The organism is Murinocardiopsis flavida, assembly GCF_003014485.1.
Lineage (GTDB): Bacteria > Actinomycetota > Actinomycetes > Streptosporangiales > Streptosporangiaceae > Murinocardiopsis > Murinocardiopsis flavida.
In genome coordinates this window covers 104,154-119,811 of record NZ_PYGA01000019.1, presented here as the reverse complement: position 1 = coordinate 119,811, position 15,658 = coordinate 104,154, and the positions used below count along the sequence as shown (strand labels likewise).

Annotated in this window: 15 protein-coding genes; 7 read left to right on the top strand and 8 right to left on the bottom strand. The window is 74.5% G+C overall.

The window, feature by feature from the left end; genetic code table 11:
* Positions 1 to 32: 32 nt before the first annotated feature.
* Positions 33 to 920: an IclR family transcriptional regulator gene (locus CLV63_RS24230; protein ID WP_245929019.1), complete on the top strand. Its 888-nt coding sequence runs from the start codon at positions 33 to 35 to the stop codon at positions 918 to 920.
* A 33-nt stretch (positions 921 to 953) separates the two neighbouring features.
* Here CLV63_RS24230 and CLV63_RS24225 read toward each other — a convergent pair whose 3' ends face one another.
* Positions 954 to 2,177, bottom strand: coding sequence for an Nramp family divalent metal transporter (locus CLV63_RS24225; RefSeq protein WP_106585498.1), 1,224 nt, complete (start codon positions 2,175 to 2,177; stop codon positions 954 to 956).
* A 214-nt stretch (positions 2,178 to 2,391) separates the two neighbouring features.
* Here CLV63_RS24225 and CLV63_RS24220 point away from each other — a divergent pair, with 214 nt between their 5' ends.
* Together CLV63_RS24220 and CLV63_RS24215 are read left to right on the top strand one after the other, a co-directional pair.
* Complete coding sequence (locus CLV63_RS24220) at positions 2,392 to 3,072, top strand: ElyC/SanA/YdcF family protein (protein ID WP_245929018.1); 681 nt, start codon at positions 2,392 to 2,394, stop codon at positions 3,070 to 3,072.
* A 215-nt stretch (positions 3,073 to 3,287) separates the two neighbouring features.
* The gene (locus CLV63_RS24215) at positions 3,288 to 3,569 is read left to right on the top strand and encodes an isoamylase early set domain-containing protein (RefSeq protein WP_106585497.1); all 282 of its coding nucleotides are present in this window, start codon (positions 3,288 to 3,290) and stop codon (positions 3,567 to 3,569) included.
* Here CLV63_RS24215 and CLV63_RS24210 read toward each other — a convergent pair.
* From CLV63_RS24210 to CLV63_RS24180, 7 genes are all read right to left on the bottom strand, one after another.
* Entirely contained in the window at positions 3,488 to 4,525 is a 1,038-nt protein-coding gene (locus CLV63_RS24210) for a hypothetical protein (RefSeq protein WP_106585496.1), read from the bottom strand. The genes CLV63_RS24215 and CLV63_RS24210 overlap by 82 nt on opposite strands.
* A 72-nt stretch (positions 4,526 to 4,597) precedes the next feature.
* Positions 4,598 to 5,437: a phosphoenolpyruvate hydrolase family protein gene (locus CLV63_RS24205; protein ID WP_106585495.1), complete on the bottom strand. Its 840-nt coding sequence runs from the start codon at positions 5,435 to 5,437 to the stop codon at positions 4,598 to 4,600.
* Positions 5,434 to 6,693, bottom strand: a complete 1,260-nt coding sequence (locus CLV63_RS24200) for a Tm-1-like ATP-binding domain-containing protein (protein WP_106585494.1) — start codon at positions 6,691 to 6,693, stop codon at positions 5,434 to 5,436. Before CLV63_RS24200 ends, CLV63_RS24205 begins: the two co-directional genes overlap by 4 nt.
* A gap of 34 nt (positions 6,694 to 6,727) precedes the next feature.
* The gene (locus tag CLV63_RS24195) at positions 6,728 to 7,138 is read right to left on the bottom strand and encodes a cupin domain-containing protein (protein ID WP_106585493.1); all 411 of its coding nucleotides are present in this window, start codon (positions 7,136 to 7,138) and stop codon (positions 6,728 to 6,730) included.
* Positions 7,139 to 7,994: 856 nt separating this feature from the next.
* Positions 7,995 to 9,797, bottom strand: coding sequence for an AMP-dependent synthetase/ligase (locus tag CLV63_RS24190; RefSeq protein ID WP_106585492.1), 1,803 nt, complete (start codon positions 9,795 to 9,797; stop codon positions 7,995 to 7,997).
* Positions 9,798 to 9,868: 71 nt separating this feature from the next.
* Positions 9,869 to 10,528, bottom strand: a complete 660-nt coding sequence (locus CLV63_RS24185; RefSeq protein ID WP_106585491.1) for a PaaI family thioesterase — start codon at positions 10,526 to 10,528, stop codon at positions 9,869 to 9,871.
* A 458-nt stretch (positions 10,529 to 10,986) separates the two neighbouring features.
* A complete protein-coding gene (locus CLV63_RS24180) occupies positions 10,987 to 11,430 on the bottom strand; it encodes a GNAT family N-acetyltransferase (RefSeq protein WP_106585490.1) in 444 nt (147 codons plus the stop codon).
* Between the two features lie 268 nt (positions 11,431 to 11,698).
* On the opposite strand from CLV63_RS24180, the gene CLV63_RS24175 reads away from it, so the two are divergent.
* The 4 genes from CLV63_RS24175 to CLV63_RS24155 all read left to right on the top strand — a co-directional run bounded on the left by CLV63_RS24175 (position 11,699) and on the right by CLV63_RS24155 (position 15,642).
* The gene (locus CLV63_RS24175) at positions 11,699 to 12,523 is read left to right on the top strand and encodes a helix-turn-helix transcriptional regulator (protein WP_106585489.1); all 825 of its coding nucleotides are present in this window, start codon (positions 11,699 to 11,701) and stop codon (positions 12,521 to 12,523) included.
* 326 nt (positions 12,524 to 12,849) lie between these two features.
* Positions 12,850 to 13,593: an AzlC family ABC transporter permease gene (locus CLV63_RS24165; protein WP_106585487.1), complete on the top strand. Its 744-nt coding sequence runs from the start codon at positions 12,850 to 12,852 to the stop codon at positions 13,591 to 13,593.
* A gap of 8 nt (positions 13,594 to 13,601) precedes the next feature.
* Complete coding sequence (locus tag CLV63_RS24160; RefSeq protein WP_106585486.1) at positions 13,602 to 13,916, top strand: AzlD domain-containing protein; 315 nt, start codon at positions 13,602 to 13,604, stop codon at positions 13,914 to 13,916.
* A 37-nt stretch (positions 13,917 to 13,953) separates the two neighbouring features.
* Entirely contained in the window at positions 13,954 to 15,642 is a 1,689-nt protein-coding gene (locus tag CLV63_RS24155) for a thiamine pyrophosphate-dependent enzyme (RefSeq protein WP_245929017.1), read from the top strand.
* Positions 15,643 to 15,658 lie beyond the last annotated feature (16 nt).

The following is a 15,658-nucleotide window of genomic DNA, read 5'->3' as shown; positions in this document are numbered from 1 at the left end:
AGGAAAATACGAGTTACCTAGGTGTTACGTCAATGGGTCACGAAGAAATCACCGCCATGGAGAACGCGGCGGCATCCGGCGAGTCCGGTGCCGCGGCGGGGCGGGCCGCGGCGCCGGGCCGGTCGGGCGTCCAGTCGATCGACCGGGCCGTGCGGATCCTGCGGTGCTTCAGCCCCCGCGCCCCCGAGATGGGCATCAGCGACATCGCCCGCGCCACCGGCCTGTCGACCAGCACGACGCACCGGCTCCTCGTCGCCATGCAGCACAACGGGCTGGTCCGGCAGACCCGGCAGCGCCAGTACGCGCTCGGCCCGCTCCTGGTACAGCTCGCCCGCAGCGGGGCCTTCCCCACCACTCTGCGCGACGCCGCGCTCGCGACGATGACGGAGCTCCGCGCGATCGTCGACGAGACCGTCGGCCTGCACGAACTGCTGCCGAGCCTGGAGCGCGCGGTGGTCGACCAGGTCGAGAGCCACCACGCGCTGCGCCGCACCTACACCGAGCTGGGGGTGCCCATAGCGCTGGTCCACGGCGCCCCCGGCAAGGCGATGCTGGCGTTCCTCTCCCCCGCTGCGGCCGACTCCCTGCTGTCGCAGCCCATCAGCGCGGTGACCCCCACGACGATCACCGACCCGGACCTGCTGCGCCGCGACCTCGCGCAGGCGCGCGAGGCCGGGTACGCGCTGTCGTTCTCGGAACGCACACCGGGCATCCGCACCGCGGCCGCGCCTGTGTTCGACCACTCCGGCGCGGTGACGGGCAGCATCAGCGTCAGCGCCCCCGAGGGCCGGATGCCGACGGAGCGCATGCACGAGATCGGCGCCCAGGTGCGCCGGGCCGCGTGGTCGGTCTCCGAGGTGCTCGGTGCCGCGCGCGACGCCGTTGCCGAACGCATCGCCGCCTACGGCACGGGCGGCTGACCGCCCGCACGCCCGGCATGTCGGCCGGTCGGCCTAGCTCAGCTGCACGACGTAGGACCACGCCAGCAGGAGCAGCGCGAGCAGCCCGACGGCGCCGAGCACGTTCTGCCACCACCGGTTCGCCAGCGCGCCCAGGAGGCGGCGGTCGGCCGCGAGGTAGAGCAGGACCGCGCCGACCATCGGCACGACGAGCACCGTCGCGGCCTGGGCGGTGATGATGAGCTGCACGGGGTTCGCGGCGAACGCCACGGCGACCGCGCCGCCGAGGAACATCACCCCGGAGATGAACAGCTTCACGACCGGCGCCGAGAGCGAGCGGCCCAGGCCCAGCGCGTCGGCGAGCATGCACCCGCCGATGGTCGCGTTGCCGACCAGCGAGGAGAACGCCGCGGCCCACAGGCCCAGCGCGAACAGGGTGCGCGCCCATGGGCCGATGGTGGGCTCCAGGATCGCGGCCATGTCGCCGGCCGAGGTGACCGCCACCTCCTGCGGCCGCAGGACCGCCGCCGCGCCGATGACGATCACGGCGGTGAGCCCGCCGAGCAGGGCGATCCCCAGGGCGGTGTCGCGCATGGCCGAGCCGCGCTGCTCCGGCCGCCACCCCTTCTCCTGGACCAGGTAGGCCTGGTAGAACGCGCCGACGACGGAGAAGCTGGTGCCCATGAGCGCGACCACCAGCAGGGCCGACCCCGAGGGCACGCTCGGCACCAGCCCGGAGGCGATCCCGCCGAGGCTCGGCCGCGAGACCACGGCGGTCGCGGCGAAGAGGACGAACATGGCGACGACGAGCACCACCATGACCCGCTCCAGGTGCCGGTAGAAGCTCGGCAGCCAGACGAACGCGATGCCCAGCGCGGTGAACAGCGCAGCGGTGACCTGCACGTTCCCGCCCACCAGGATGGCGGTCGCCGCACCGGCGCCGACGCTGTTGCCGGCCTGGAACGCGGCGGTGACCAGGAAGCAGCCGACGCCCACCAGGACGGCCAGCCACGGCGTGAGGCGGGCCCGGATGACCTCCAAGGGCGAGCGGGAGTCGCCGATCCCCAGCCGGACCGCCATGCCCGTGTAGGAGAGCATGAAGACCGCAGCGACGACGAGCACCCAGAGCAGCGCGTACCCGTACCCGGCGCCGATCGAGCTGGCGAGGGTGATGCTGCCGGGCCCGAAGACCAGGGCCGCCGTCACGAACGCCGGCCCGATGCTCCACCTGCGCCGCCCGGTACCGCCGGGGCGCGTCGCACTGCCGGATTTCACCATCGGGCTGCCTTTCGCTCTGGACCGAAACCGGGGGGATCCGGCGCGCTCGCGTCCTGTGCGCTCGTACGGCGCCGTTCTGCCACCGAGATTGCCACAAGTTCCACTTACGGTCTAGACCGAAACGACCGGCATTCGGATCGCGCGCCATCGGCACCGCCCGCCGGGCCGCCCCCGGGATTCGCCCCGCGCCGCCCGGTGCGCGATCATCGGGACCGTGCCGATCGACGTCGAGGCGCGCGCCTGCGCCCGTGTGCTCTGGGACTTCCACGCCGAACCCATGACCGGGCCCGGCGACGGACCCGCCGACCTCATCCTCGGGCTGGGCAGCCACGACCTGCGGGTCGCGCACCACGCGGCGCTGCTGTGGGCCGACCGCACGGCCCCGCTGTTGATGTTCACGGGCGACCGCGGGCGGCGCACCAACGGCGGGGGCGGGCACGCCCGGTGGGAGCGCCCCGAGGCCGACGTGTTCGCCGCCGCGGCGCGCGAGGTCGCCGCGATCCCCGACTCCGCGCTGCTGCTGGAGCGCGGCGCCACCAACACCAGCGAGAACTTCGCCCGCGGCAGGGACCTCGCCGCGGCTGCCGGCCTGGACGTCCGCCGGGCCGTCGTCACCGCGAAGCCCTACATGGGCCGCCGCGCGCTGGCGGCGGCCGCCGTCCACTGGCCCGGGGTGCAATGGACGTTCCGCGCGTTCCCCGGCGGCTTCGACGGCTACCCGGACGAGCGGTACAGCGAGCGGGAACTCGTCCACTTCGTCGTCGGCGACCTCCAGCGGCTGGACCGCTACGCCGAGCGGGGGTGGTCCGCCCCGGTCGCGGTGCCCGAGGAGGTCCGCGCGGCACAGCGGCGACTGATCGCGCTGGGGTACACCGAGCACCTCGTCCCCGACTGAGCGGCGCGGCGCACCCGGACCCGGCGCGCCGCAGCGGGCCCCGAAGGCGGTGCGGCGCGCGGCGCGGGCCGAGCGTCAAATCGGACCCAAGTGCGCGTGTCCTTGCACGTCATCGTCGCGCGGCTCACGGAAACTGGTCGGCGAACATGTTCATTTCCGTTGTTCCAACCGGGCGGGCGCACGGCGACCCGCCCGCGACGACCGAAGGTGCCATCATGATCAAACGGAGCAAGCCCGACCGCGACGGACACGTCAAGCTGACCTTCTCGATCCCGGACACCGCGCCCGAGGGTGCGGTGTCCCTGGTGGGGTGCTTCAACGCGTGGGACCCCTACGCGCACCCGCTCAAGGCGCGCGCGAACGGGCGCCGCAGCGCCGTGGTGAGCGTCCCCGCCGGCGACACCGTGCGGTTCCGCTACCTGGGCGAGAACGGCAGGTGGTTCGACGACGAGGACGCCGACGCGCTGCACCACGACGGCGGCCTGCTGCACCTGTGACGGCCGGCGGCGCACCGCCGCACGGCCGCTTCGAGCGCCGCCCATTCGGCTGCCGTCGGGCGCGCCTCGACATGATCGAACAGTTCCGGTGAGGGCCGCACACCGGTGTCGTGTGCGGCCATCCGGTCGATGAACCGGTGGGCGGAGCCGATCGGGTCGTAGTTGCGGTGGCGGTCCAGCCGCGTGCCGATCGATCCGAAGCCCGAGTCCGGCGACGGGGTGGGCAGCCGCACCGCGCCGCCGGCGAGGGCGCGTTGCCGCTCGTGGTCGTCGGCCCAGAACTCCCACCGCCACCCCGGCCACAGCTCGGCGGTGCGCTCCAGCGCGCCGCCCAGGGTGTCGGTCGTCCACAGGCCGGCGGACCGTCCCGGGAGGTCGAGGTGGACCCCGGAGTCGGGGAACTCCGGGCATGACGTGCGCTCCGCCGCCGCGGGGATCCGGGCGGCGAAGCCGTCCCCGTGCCCGACGACCTCGCCCGCCGAGCAGGATTGCAGCGGGTAGGCGCGCACGCGTTCACCGTCATCGACGGTGACCAGGCATTCCACCCATGAGTCGGCCGCCTCGGGCTCGTCGGGCGAGGTGCCCCTGCGGACCGTCGACCGGTCGAGCCCCACACGGGCGACGAGGTCGCCGAGGCCGTCGTAGGCCCAGTGGACGCACCACCCCGCCCAGGTCTCGCACAGGACCTCCAGCACCGCGGCGCGGTGCGCGTAGCCGTCGAGGTCCGAGGCGAAGAACAGCAGTTCGCGCCGGTCGAGGTCGACCAGTGCCGCGCCTTCGCACCAGATGTCGTCGAGCCAGTCATGGGGCTCCCTGCCGTGCTGCGCGCGGATGAACCGCAGCGCGCTCACCGGCCCCGCCATGAGGTCGACGTCGATCGTCGTGGCGGCCAAGTGCGAGGAGTACAGTCGCCACGAACCGTGCTCGACCACCACGTAGTCGGCGCGCGAACCCATACCGGGACCCTATACGCGGCGGTGCGGGCCCCGCCACGGCGCCTTTTCGTCCCTTGGCAGTGCCCGCGCCCCCTACTGCGCCGTGTCGCCCATGGCGGTGAACGCGCGGGTGCGCGCGGTCAGGGCCTCCTCCACCGGCAGCCGCTCCATCGACGAGGCGCCGTAGAAGCCGTCGACGCCGGGGCATTCGCGCAGGATGAAGGCCGCGTCGCCGGGCTCGGCGATGGGGCCGCCGTGGCACAGCACGAGGACGTCCCCCCGCACCGCGCGCGCCGCCGCCGCCCAGTCGCGGATCCGCGCGACGCACTCCGCCAGGGTCGGCGCGGTCTCCGCGCCGATGCTGCCGCCGGTGGTCAGGCCCATGTGGCAGACGACGACGTCGGCGCCCGCCCCGGCCATCGCCGCGGCGTCCTCGGCGGAGAACACGTAGGGCGAGGTGAACAGGTCGAGCGCGCGGGCCCGCCCGATGAGGTCCACTTCGTGGTGGAAGCCCATGCCGGTCTCTTCGAGATTGGCGCGGAACGTCCCGTCGATGAGGCCGACCGTGGGGAAGTTCTGCACACCCGAGTAGCCGAGCGCCGCGAGCCGCGGCAGGAACGTGTCGAAGTCGCAGAACGGGTCGGTGCCGTTGACCCCGGCGAGGACGGGCGTGCGCCGGACGGCGGTGAGGATCTCGGGCGCCATGTCCACGACGATCTCGTTGGCGTTGCCGTAGGCGAGCAGCCCCGCCAGCGAGCCGCGGCCCGCCATCCGGTAGCGCCCGGAGTTGTAGACGACCAGCAGGTCGGCCCCTCCGGCCTCCTGGCATTTCGCGGAGAGTCCGATCCCGGCGCCGCCGCCGACGATGGGCCGGCCCGCCGCCCTCTTGGCGCGCAGCAGGTCGAGGATGCGCTCTCGGGGCACTCTGGTCATGGTTTCCCGTCCGTGTCGTCGGTGGCCCCGCTGCCGGGCCGTGCCGTGCGCTCCGCCAGTTCGCCGAGGACCCGCACAGCGGTCGCAGCGAACAGGGGATCGTTGATGGGGGTGTCGAGTTCGACGAGGTCGACGTCGGACCCCGCCAGTCCGGCGCGGACCGCGTCGAACAGGGCGGCGTCGGCGCGGGCGTCGTGGAAGGGGCCGCCCTCGGTGGAGATGGCGGACACCCCGCCCAGCGGCAGGAGCACCGCAGCGGGCGAGTCGAGCCCCGCCGCCCGGGCGGCCAGGCGCGCGCCCAGCTCCGCGCACTCCTCGGCGGTGGTCCGCATCAGGGTGACCCCGGCGTTGTGCACGTACAGCGTGCGGTCGGCGAACGCGGCGGGGACGGTGTCGCGCGGGCCGAAGTTGACCATGTCGAGGGCGCCCAGCGACACCACGCGGGGTGTCGGCAGCGGGCCCTCCCCCGTGAGGCGGCCGGGGCCCGCCGACATGACCCCGCCCACCAGCTCGTCGGCGAGTTCGGTCGTCGTGATGTCGAGGACGCCGTGCAGCGCGCCCCGCGCCACGAGGGACTCCAGTGTGCGCCCGCCGGCACCGGTCATGTGGAACACGAGGACCTCGTAGTCCCGCTCCTCCAGCAGGGCACGCGCGTGTCCGACGCACTCGGTGGTGACGCCGAACATGCTCGCCGCGATGGCGGGGCCGGGCGCGCGGTACTCGACGGCGGCCCCGGCCGCCATGCCCAGCACGGCGTCGCAGGCGTTGGCGAGGATCCGGGTGGAGATCGCGTTGAGCCCGGCGATGTCGACCACGCTGGGGAACAGGACGAGGTCGCTCTCCCCGACGTAGGGCGCGGTCTGGCCGGACGCCGCCGTCGACACGACCAGCTTCGGGAACCCCAGGGGCAGGCCGCGCAGCGCCCGCGCGGCGATGGAGGTGCCGCCGGAGCCGCCGACGCCCATGGCGGCGTCGATGCGGCCTTCGGCGTGCAGCCGCGCCAGCACGGCGGCCGCGCCTTCCGCGGTCGCGGCGACGGCGGCGCCGCGGTCACCCGCTGCGGCAAGCGCGCCGAGGTCGTATCCGCCGCTGCGGGCCACCTCGGCGCGGTCGATGTCGGGGCGCGCGTCTTGGGGCGCGAACACGCCGCAGTCCACGAGGAGCGGCACGGCGCCGGAACGGCGGATCCGGTCGCACACGAAGGCGCACTCGGCGCCTTTGGTGTCGAGGGTGCCCAGCAGTGCGACGGTGGTCATGGCGCGCCTCCGGCGGCGCGCGCGGCGGGGGCGCTCATGCGTTCGCCAGGGTGGCCTGCTCGCCGGGGCCGATCTCGCGGAAGCCCGGCGCGTCGCGCAGCGCCTGTTCCGCCCCCGCCGGGTTGTAGATCGCGACCAGGTGCAGGACGCTCCAGCCGGTGTTGTGGGTGGAGTGCAGGACGCCGCGCGGCACGTGGACCATGTCGCCCGCTGCGACGGGGAAGGCGGGGCCGTCGCCGACGGTCTGCTCGCCGCGCCCGGCGACGACGTAGAGGACCTCGTCGGATCCGGGGTGGGTGTGGTGGTCGTGCCCCTTGCCGGGGAAGATCACGACGTCGCCCACTGTGATGCCGGTGCCGGGGACGTTGTCCGGCGACACCCGCCAGGTGATCCGGCCCCAGTCGAACAGCTGGGTCGGCACCGTCGCGGGATCGATCGCGCTCATCTGGCCTCTTCTCGGTCGTGCGGCCGCCCCCGCGGAGCCGCGCGGGGCGTGGCGCGTCGGCGCCGTACCGCGGTCCCTACCCACGTTGGCGCCGCGCGAGTGCACGCGGGGGTGGTCGGCCGTCCGAGTGTCCGTTTCCCCGCAGTTCCCCGCCGGTCGCGATGAAACCGGCCCCTCGGCCGCGAGTGGACTTTCGGTGTTGTGGGCCGGAGGTCTGCGGGGCGGCCTTGTCGCCGGGCGGCATGCGGGTGGTCTGCGGGGAAAGGCAGCGCCGAGGGCTGCGGGTGGGCGGGGTGGGCAGTGGCCTGCACGGTCTCCGAGTGGGGACAAGCAGCACCAAAGGCGGCGCATGGCCCGGGCCGGCGGTCATCGACGGCGTGGCGCCACCCCGCACGCACCGAGACTGCGTTGGCGGCGGTTGTCCGCGCCGAGACCGCACTCCCCGTCAGTCTCGGCGCCTGAGCGCCGCCGTCATGTCCGTTTCCTCCCGACGCTCTCGCTGATCTTGACGAAAGTGTTCCCTCAACCGCCATTGAGGGAACACTTTCGTCAAGATCAGCGAGGACATGAGGAGGAAACGGGCATCGGATAGGTGACTACGGCCTCACCCACCCGCCGCCTTTGGTGCTGCTTGTCCCCACTCGGAGACCGTGCAGGCCACTGCCCACCCCGCCCACCCGCAGCCCTCGGCGCTGCCTTTCCCCGCAGACCACCCGCATGCCGCCCGGCGACAAGGCCGCCCCGCAGACCTCCGGCCCACAACACCGAAAGTCCACTCGCGGTTGAGGGAACAGTTCGTCAAGATCGGCAAGGGGATGCGGAGGAACCGGGGATCCGCAGATCAGCCAGACGCGCCCTAGCCGTACATGCCCTCGATCTCGGCGGCGTGGTGCCGCAGGATCGCGGGGCGGCGCAGCTTGAGGGTGGGGGTGAGGGTCCCGTCCGCCTCGGTGAACGGCGACGGCAGGACGGTGAAGCGGCGGATCGACTCCGCCTTCGACACGTGCCGGTTGGCCGCGTCGACCGCCTCCTGGACCGCGGCGTCGACCGCGGCGTCGTCCATTCCGGCGCGCTCCTCGGCGTCCAGGGTGACCAGCGCGGTGACGTAGGGGCGGCCGTCGCCGACCACCATGCACTGGTACACGAGCGGGTGTTCGCGCACCCGCTCCTCGGTGGGCCCGGGGATGACGTTCTTGCCGCCGGCGGTCACCAGGATCTCCTTCTTGCGCCCGATGATGCGCAGGTCGCCGGCCGCGTCGAAGGCGCCGAGGTCGCCGGTCGCGAACCACCCGCCGCGGAACGCCTCCCGCGTGGCGTCCTCGTTGTTCCAGTACCGGTCGAAGACCTGGGCGCCCTGGACGAGGATCTCGCCGTCCTCGGCGAGGCGCACCGCCGCGCCGGGCAGGGGGGTGCCGACGGTGCCCGGGCGGATGCGCCCCGGCCGGTTGGCGACCACGGCCGCCGTGGTCTCGGTCAGCCCGTAGCCCTCGACGACCTCCAGCCCGATCCCGCGGAAGAAGTGCAGCAGCCGCGGTTCCAGCGCACCGCCGCCGGTGATGGCGCGGGTGGCCCGGCCGCCGAGCGCCCCCATGATCTTGGCGTAGACGAGCCGGTCGAACACGCGGTGCGCGATGCGCTGCGCCCAGGTCGGCCCGCCGGTGTCGAGGGCTTCGCTGTAGGCGACCGCGTGGGCGCGCGCCGCCTCGAAGATCCTGCCCTTGACGCCGCCGCCGGCCTGGCCGCGCGCGTTGTCGTGCACCTTCTCCAGGACGTAGGGGACCGCGAGCAGGAACGTCGGCTGGAAAGCCGCGAGGTCGGCGAGGAGGCTGCGCACGCTCGGGGTGTGGCCGAGGAGCACCCCGGCGTGCAGCGCGCACACCTGCACCATGCGCCCGAACACGTGCGCCAGCGGGAGGAACAGCAGCGTGCGCGGCCCCTCGCCGTGGGAGTCGGGGTGGAACAGGTCCGGCAGGTCGGCGATGATGTTGTCGACCTCGGCGAAGAAGTTGGCGTGGGTGAGGACGCAGCCCTTGGGCGCGCCGGTGGTGCCGGAGGTGTAGACGATGGTCGCGGTGTCGGACGGCGCGACCGCCGCGCGGCGGCGCTCGATCTCGTCGGGGGCGGCGTCCGCGCCGCGGTCCACCAGTTCGCCGACCGCGCCGTCGGCGACGCACCACACGTGGCGCAGCTCGGGCAGCGACCCGCGCAGGGACGCGAGCTGCGCCGCGCGCTCGGCGGTGTCGACCACGCAGGCGCGCGCACCGGAGTCGGAGAGGATCCAGGTGGTCTGGCCGTCGGACGACGACGGGTAGATCGGCACCCCGATCGCCCCGGCGGACCACACGGCGTAGTCGAAGAGGGTCCACTCGTAGGCGTTCTCGGCGAGCAGCCCCACCCGGTCGCCCGGCTCGATCCCGGCGGCGGCGATCCCGCGCGCGAGCGCCGAGACCTCGGCGGCGAACTCGGCCGCCGTGACGTCGTACCAGCCGTCCGGCCCCTTCCTGGCGAGGACGGCCGCCGACGGTTCGGCCGCCGCCTTGGCGAACACCGGTTCGGCGAGGCCGCCGGAGGCGGGCGGCCGTGCCCGTGCGGGAGCGCTGCGCTCGGCGGGCGCGCCACCCTCGGGGGCCGACCGCGGGTCGGCGCTGTCGTCGGTCATGCTCGCCTGCTCACGGTGTCGGCTGCGCCGGTCCGCTGCCGCGGCCGGCGGGGCGGGGAGGGTGCGGCGGTTCAGGACGGGAGCATGAGTTGGACCATGATCGCGGTGCCCTCGGCGGTCAGTTCGCCATTGTGCCGGATCTCCGCCGAGACGAAGACCTTGCGGCGCTCGGTGCCGGTGACCCTGGCGGTGACGGTGAGCGGGTTGTGCAGCGGCGTGGGGTTGCGGTAGTCGACGTCGAGGTGGGCGGTCAGCCCCGGCATGCCCGCTGCCGACGCCGCGCTGCCCAGCGCCTGGTCGAGGAGCGCGGCGACCCAGCCGCCGTGGACGAGCCCCGGCGGGCCTTCGTAGCTGCCGTTGAGGGTGACCTCGCCGCGCACGCCGTCGTCGGTGTGCGCCAGTTCGAGGGGCGGCGCCGCGGGGTTGACGGGGCCGGCGACGATGTTGGCGATGGTGCCGTACTCGGGGCGGCCGCGGGAGTCGCGCCCGGCGACCATGGCGCCGGTGGGGCGGCGCGCGCCGTTCAGCGTCTCGGTGGCGGCGGCGATGGCGGCACGCGCCTGGGCGAGCGCCTCCGGGGCGACGTCGGTGTGCGCGACGGCGTCGTTGAGGGCACGGGCGTCCTCGACAAGGGCGAGGAGTTCGTCGGACAGCTCCTCGCGGTGTACCACCGTGAATCCGAAGTCCCGGGGGTCGGGGAGTTCCGCGACCGGCTGCGCGTCGACCGTCATGGCCTCTTTCTCTGCTCTCTCGTCGGCTGTGGGGCCGGTGTGCGTCACCCGGCACCGAAACCGAATATTACTCGGTAGTAGTTCCGGGTCGACAGCCGCCCCGGTGCCCACGGGGGTGCGCGCGATCCACGCGCCGCACGGGCACCACTGGTGCAACGGCCCCGCGAGGAGCCCTATTTCGTGATTCCGACCACCGCGGCGGTGCAGGGGTAGAGCGGTGGCGCGGTGACGCCCTTGGGGTGCCGGTCCGAGCGGCCCAGTTCAGGGGGTGTTTCGGCGGTCGCTGCTGCGCAGCCGCCTCGCAGCCTGGCCCTTGTCCTCTACGGACAGGGACGCTCTGGCCCCGAACCCCACACTCCGAAACCCGACGCTCCGAAAACCCGCGGCCCGAGACCCGGCGGCTCCAGACTCCGCGCCCTTGAACCGGCGGCCCCAAGACCCCGCGGCCCGGCGGTCGCTCATTCCTCGGCCGCTTGCGGCAGTACCTTGCGCATCGCCTGGTGCGGGATCCCCGCGTCCATGAACTCCGGGCCGAACGCCGCGTAGCCGAGCTTCTCGTAGAACCCGATGGCGTCGGACTGCGCGTTGAGGTCGACCGCTGAGAGGCCCCGCTCGGCCGCGCGCCGCTCGATCGCCGCCACCAGCGCCACACCCACCCGCGCACCGCGCGCCTGGGGCAGCACCGCGAGGCGGCCGAGGTGCGCCTCCGCGCCATGCACGACGAGGCGACCGGTGCCCACGGGCGCGCCGTCGAGCCGCGCGAGGAAGTGATCGGCGGTGAGGTCGTCGGTGTCGCTCTCCATCTCGGCGGGCACCGCCTGCTCGGCGATGAACACCGCACCGCGGATCGCGAAGGCGGGGAAGAGGTCGGCGTTTCCGGTGGCCAGGGAGACGTTCAGCATGACTGCGACCTTAAGCCGTGCGGTTCCCGAATGGTGCCCCCGCGCCCTGTGCCGAGGCCCCCACAGCGCAACCCCACGGCGCACCACCAAACCATCGCAGGGATCTACACAGCGCCACCGCGGCCGGTGCCGGGGACCGCGCTCCGCACCGCGGCACGGCCGCGGGGATCAGCCCGGCACCGCCGCGCTCCGTACGGCGCACGGCACTCCCCCGCCCGCCCTCCTCCCCCGGCCGCGCCGCCCGCGCTGACCTCGTACTCTGGAGATCATGGCACTGGTCGGCCGAGAACACGCGCACTACTGGCGGCACCCCGGCGTCCCTGAGGTGGAGATGCTGGACGCCACGTTCGTCCGGCACGCGTTCGGCCGCCACACGCACCCCACCTACACCATCGGGCTCATCGAGGCCGGGATCGAGGAGTACGCGTTCCGGGGCGAGACCATCCGCGTGGGCCCGGGCGGGCTCGCGCTGCTCGACCCCGAGGAGGTGCACACCGGGCACGCCGGCGTCCCCGAAGGGTGGACCTACCGGGTGCTCTACCCCGACATCGCGATGATGGAGTCGGTCGCGCGCGACCTCGGCGGCGGCGGGCCGCCCGGCTTCGCCGTCACCACCGCCGACGACGCCGAGGGGGCCCGCCGGGTGCGCGCGGCCCACCGGGCGGCCGGAGCGGGCGACCAACTCAGCGCGTCCGCGCTGCTCAGGCACGCGATGGAACACATCGTCCGCCGCTACGCCGGGACGCCGGTGCAGGGCGCCGAGCGCACCGCCGCGCCGCTCGCCGTCGCGGCGGCGCGCGACCTGCTGCACGAGCGCATCGTCGACCCGCCCCGGCTGGAGGAGCTGGCGCGCCTCGTCGGCGCGTCGCCGTACGCGCTGAACCGCGCGTTCGCCGCCGCGTACGGGCTGCCGCCGCACGCCTACCTCAACCAGGTCCGGGTGCACCGCGCGCAGCAGCTGCTGCGCGCGGGGGTCGGGCCCGCCGACGTCGCCGCGCAGGTGGGCTTCGCCGACCAGGCGCACCTGACGCGGCACTTCAAGCGCCACAAGGGCGTCCCACCCGGCGCCTACCAGCGGGGCGTCAGCGGCTAGAGAACGTCCCGGTCTGGTCCGCAGACACCCAGGACAAGAGCGCGCCCCTCTGGCCCGCAGACGTCCAGGACAAGAGCGCGCCCCTCTGGCCCGCAGACGTCCAGGGCAAGAGCGTCCTCAACTCCAGGAGACCGGAGCCAGGCTGCCGGAAAGCCTGCGCAGCAGCGACGGCCGACGCAGGCTTTCCGGCAGCCTTGCCCAGGTCCACTGTGGACGAGGGCGCTCTCGGCACTCACCCCCGGCACGGCGCGGGCTGCAAGAACGTTCAAGGCGGCGCCGGTCGGCGGCGGATAGCGTCCTGCACTGTGAAGAGATCATTTCCGCCTATGTCCGCACCCGTGCGCGACGGGCTCGGTGTGGGGCTCGCCGTGGGCGTGTCCGGGATCGCCTTCGGCACGGCGGCGGTCACCGCCGGGCTGTCGGTGGGCCAGTCCGTTGTGCTGAGCCTGGTCGCGTTCACCGGCGCCTCCCAGTTCGCCCTTGTCGGGGTGGTCGCCGGCGGCGGCAACGTCCTCGCCGGGGCGGTCGGCGCGCTCCTCCTCGGCGGCCGCAACACCCTCTACGGCCTGCGCCTGGCCGATGTGCTCGGCTGGCGCGGCGGGAGCCGCGCGCTCGCGGCCCACGGCGTCATCGACGAGACCACGGCGGTCACCCTGGCGCAGTCCGGCCGCCGCGACGCGCGGACCGCGTTCGCGGTCACGTTCGGGACGCTGTACGTGCTGTGGAACGCCACGACGCTCATCGGCGCGGTCGCTGTCGGGCACATCGGCGACCCCAACGCGCTCGGCCTGGACGCGGTGGGCCCCGCGATCTTCCTCGCCCTGCTGTGGCCGCGTCTGAAGGAGGGCCGGAGCACGCTCGCCGTGGCCCTGCTGGGTGCGGCGATCGCGCTCGGCCTCACCCCGCTGCTGCCGCCCGGGGTCCCGGTGATGCTGGCCGCGGTCGCCGCGCTGATCGGCGTCACCCGCCCCGCCGGGCCCCCGGCCCCCGCTGCCGGGGACGAGGACGGCGACGGGGCCGACGGCACCGGCGGCGCGGCGCCGACCTCCGGTTCGGGGGTGCGCGCATGAGCGGGTACATGATGACGTGGATGGCCGTCATCGCCACCGGGGTCGGCTGCTACCTGCTGAAGTTCGCCGGGCTCGCCGCGCCGCGCCGGATGCTGGACCACCCGTGGATCTCCCGGTTCGCCATGACGGTGCCGGTCGCGCTGCTCGCGGCGCTCATCGCCGTCCAGTCGGCGGCAGACGGCCAGGCGATCGACCTGGACCCGGCCCGGCTCGGCGGGGTCGCCGCCGCCCTGGCGGCCCTGCTGCTGCGCGCCCCGTTCCTGGTGGTCATCGCGGTCGCGGCGGCGACGGCGGGCGTCCTCAGGGCGCTCGGCATAGGCTGACCCGCACGCACCGCCGCCGACGCTGAGGAGCCCGCCTGTGACCGACACCCGCGACTGGCGCACCGCCGCCGAGGAGGTCGTCGACGTCCTCGCCGCCGCAGGCATCCGCCGCTGCTACACCGTGCCGGGCGAGAGCTTCCTCGAACTGGCCGACGCGATGCACCGCCACGACCGCATCCGGCTGGTCTCGACCCGGCACGAGGGCGGCGCGGCGTTCATGGCGGAGGCCGACGCGAAGTCCACGGGGGTCCCCGCGGTCGCCGCCGCGACCCGCGGGCCCGGCGCCGCCAACCTCGCGGTGGGCGTGCACACGGCGACGCAGGACTCCACGCCGATGATCGTGTTCCTCGGCCAGGTCGAGACCGACTACCTGGGGCGCGAGGCGTTCCAGGAGGTCGACCTCACCGCCTTCTACGCGCCCATCACCAAGTGGGCCACGACGGTGACCCGCGCCGACCGGCTCGCCGAGGTCACGGCGCAGGCGGTCCGGACGGCCACCACCGGGCGGCCCGGCCCGGTCGCGATCGCGGTCCCCGGCGACCTGTTCGGGCAGCGGGTCCCGCCGCCGGCGGCCCTCCCGGGGCTGGCGGCGCTGCCCGCGCCGCCGCTCGGCGACGAGCAGCGCGACCGTGTCGCCGCGTGGCTCGACGGCGCGCGGCGGCCGGTCATCATCGCGGGCGGCGGCGCCCGCGGCGCGCGGGAACCCCTCGTCCGGGCCGCCGAGCGGTTCCAGGCCGGGGTGTACGCCTCGTGGCGGCGCCAGGACGTGTTCCCCAACGACCACCCGCTCTATCTGGGCCACCTGGGGCTCGGCTGCCCGCCGCCGGTCCTGCGCGCGCTGGAGGAGGCCGACGCCGTCCTCGTTGTGGGCTGCCGGCTCAGCGAGACAACGACGCAGACCTACCGGCTGCCCGGCGGTGCGGCGTCCGTTGCGCAGATCGACATCTCCCCCGACCAGCTCGGCGCGGTCGCCGGGGTCTGGCTGGGGGCGCAGGCCGACGCCGGGCAGGCGCTCCGCGCGCTGGCCGAATCCGAGCCCGGGCACGAGTCCGGGCGGCCGGACCGCGACTGGTCGCCGGCGCACGCGGCGTGGGCCGACACCACCCGGGTACCCGCCGAGGCGGCGGCGCACCAGGGGCCGGGGCTGCACCCGTGGCAGGTGGTGGAGTGCATGCGCGCCACGCTGCCCGAGGACTCCGTCATCACCAACGACGCCGGGAACTTCGCGGCGTTCCTGCACCGGGGCTGGCTCTTCCGGCACCCCCGCACCCAGATCGCGCCCACAAGCGGCGCCATGGGCTACGCGATCCCCGCCGCGATCGGCGCCAAGCTGGCCGCGCCGCACCGGACGGTGGTCGCCGTCGCCGGCGACGGCGGGGCTCTCATGACAGGCAGCGAACTGGAGACGGCGGTGCGGGCGGGCGCGGCGATCACCGTTGTGGTCTTCCAGAACGGGATGTACGGCACCATCGCCATGCACCAGGCGCGGGAACTGGGCCGCACCGCGGCGATCGACATCAGCGGGCCGCTGGACCTCGCGGGCTACGCCCGCGCGCTGGGCGCGAACGGGGCGACCGCCACGACGGTCGCCGAGCTGGCGGCCGCGCTCGCCAAGGCGGCGGCCGCCGAGGGCCCGACCCTCATCGACGTCCGCACCGACCCCGACGTCATCAGCCCTGGCAGCACCCTGTCGGCGCTGCTCGGCGAACACGGCGGGCACGGCTGAGCAGCGGGGCCGCGCC

Excerpts from the sequence above, each read along its gene's own strand:
- CLV63_RS24230 (WP_245929019.1), top strand. The coding sequence starts at position 33 with ATGGGTCACGAAGAAATCACCGCCATGGAGAACGCGGCGGCATCCGGC.
- CLV63_RS24225 (WP_106585498.1), bottom strand. The coding sequence starts at position 2,177 with ATGGTGAAATCCGGCAGTGCGACGCGCCCCGGCGGTACCGGGCGGCGC.
- CLV63_RS24215 (WP_106585497.1), top strand. The coding sequence starts at position 3,288 with ATGATCAAACGGAGCAAGCCCGACCGCGACGGACACGTCAAGCTGACC.
- CLV63_RS24210 (WP_106585496.1), bottom strand. The coding sequence starts at position 4,525 with ATGGGTTCGCGCGCCGACTACGTGGTGGTCGAGCACGGTTCGTGGCGA.
- CLV63_RS24205 (WP_106585495.1), bottom strand. The coding sequence starts at position 5,437 with ATGACCAGAGTGCCCCGAGAGCGCATCCTCGACCTGCTGCGCGCCAAG.
- CLV63_RS24200 (WP_106585494.1), bottom strand. The coding sequence starts at position 6,693 with ATGACCACCGTCGCACTGCTGGGCACCCTCGACACCAAAGGCGCCGAG.
- CLV63_RS24195 (WP_106585493.1), bottom strand. The coding sequence starts at position 7,138 with ATGAGCGCGATCGATCCCGCGACGGTGCCGACCCAGCTGTTCGACTGG.
- CLV63_RS24190 (WP_106585492.1), bottom strand. The coding sequence starts at position 9,797 with ATGACCGACGACAGCGCCGACCCGCGGTCGGCCCCCGAGGGTGGCGCG.
- CLV63_RS24185 (WP_106585491.1), bottom strand. The coding sequence starts at position 10,528 with ATGACGGTCGACGCGCAGCCGGTCGCGGAACTCCCCGACCCCCGGGAC.
- CLV63_RS24180 (WP_106585490.1), bottom strand. The coding sequence starts at position 11,430 with ATGCTGAACGTCTCCCTGGCCACCGGAAACGCCGACCTCTTCCCCGCC.
- CLV63_RS24175 (WP_106585489.1), top strand. The coding sequence starts at position 11,699 with ATGGCACTGGTCGGCCGAGAACACGCGCACTACTGGCGGCACCCCGGC.
- CLV63_RS24165 (WP_106585487.1), top strand. The coding sequence starts at position 12,850 with ATGTCCGCACCCGTGCGCGACGGGCTCGGTGTGGGGCTCGCCGTGGGC.
- CLV63_RS24160 (WP_106585486.1), top strand. The coding sequence starts at position 13,602 with ATGATGACGTGGATGGCCGTCATCGCCACCGGGGTCGGCTGCTACCTG.